General features: G+C 68.3%; 2 protein-coding genes. One reads left to right on the top strand and one right to left on the bottom strand.

Annotated elements, in window-relative coordinates:
* A partial coding sequence (locus tag AOK09_RS13245) for an Rrf2 family transcriptional regulator (RefSeq protein ID WP_055587370.1) occupies positions 1-386 on the bottom strand: 386 nt, incomplete at its 3' end.
* Positions 387-1,097: 711 nt separating this feature from the next.
* Here AOK09_RS13245 and AOK09_RS13240 point away from each other — a divergent pair.
* On the top strand, positions 1,098-1,297 hold a 200-nt coding region (locus AOK09_RS13240), incomplete at its 3' end, for an SDR family NAD(P)-dependent oxidoreductase (protein ID WP_157875887.1).

Genomic DNA, 1,297 nt, shown 5'->3' with positions numbered 1-1,297 from the left:
GTGCGGGCCAGCCCCTTCCGGATCTCCTCCTCGAGTTCGCTGTACACCACCTGCAGGGCCGGCCGGATTCCGAAGCCGACCGGGCAGTCGGCGTTCGGCGGCGTGTGGTGCATGCCGAACGGACCCCCGCCTTCCACGGCCAGGTACACCTCCAGCAGCGTGATGTCCTCGGGCTCCCGCGCCAGAACCCAGCCCGCTCCCGCCCCCCTCTTGGACTGCACCAGTCCGGACTTCCGGAGATCGCCCAAACACCGGCGGATCACCACGGCGTTGGTGTTGACGCTCCCCGCAATGCGCTCGGAGGTCGCGACCTCGTTGTTCTGCCGGTCGAGAGACATCCAGGTCAGCACATGGATGGCGATCGTCATTCTGCTGTTGGCACTCACTTCGTTCTCCTCCCTGTCCGGCGAGGCGATCCGACCGCCGATCTCCGCCCATCCATCCGCATACGGGATGCATTGTAACAGACAATGTTACATGACCGCGGGCCGCTGCCCGACCTGCGGAAAGACCATCGCCCCAGCCCTCCCCCTTCGGGCTGTGACCACATCGGCGTACCGTCCGCGACGCTTCGGGGCGATGCCTTGGGCGAACCCGGAACCCCTGGACTCGCTCGCGACACCACACCCAGGCCACCGCGTCATGCCGCGGACCGGTTCACTCAAGCGGCAGGAAGGGCCGATCGCACCCGCCCCTGCGGGGAGCGAGGGACCGCCGAGCCTGTCGTGCTTGTCGTGTCGGCAGGGTCGCCCGGCTCCCCGGAGGCACGTGTCGGCGGTCACGCCGGTACGCCTGGCGGCACGGGCACTCGACAGGAGGCGCCCCGGCGGTGTAACAATAGTGATTACATCGACGGTCCGCGGCCGGGGTTCCCCGACCGCGGGATGCCCTCCGATCCCTGCAGCAGGCATGCAACGGGCGTGCGCCTGGCCGGCAATGGCAGCGCCGTCACCTCCATCGAACCCTGACATACGCACCCCTCTCCCGGGATCGCTCGCATGCGGGTCGGCAGAGCGGGGTCTTCGCGCCGGATGATGTAACAGAAATTGTTACTTCTCTGGAGCGTTCACACCTATCGCGACTTGGAGAACCACACCATGGGACAGCTTGACGGCAAGACAGCCATCATCACAGGCGGCACCAGCGGCATCGGCCTGGCCACCGCCCAGCGCTTCGCCGCGGAGGGCGCGCACGTGTTCATCACCGGCCGCCGCCAGGAGGTGCTGGACGCCGCCATCGCGCAGATCGGCCCGCGCGCCACCGGCGTCCGCAGCGACGTGGCCGACCTGGCCGACCT

This window comes from Peterkaempfera griseoplana (assembly GCF_001418575.1).
Lineage (GTDB): Bacteria > Actinomycetota > Actinomycetes > Streptomycetales > Streptomycetaceae > Peterkaempfera > Peterkaempfera griseoplana.
Note: the sequence above shows the minus strand (reverse complement) of the source record. Positions and strands in the feature narration are given on the sequence as shown.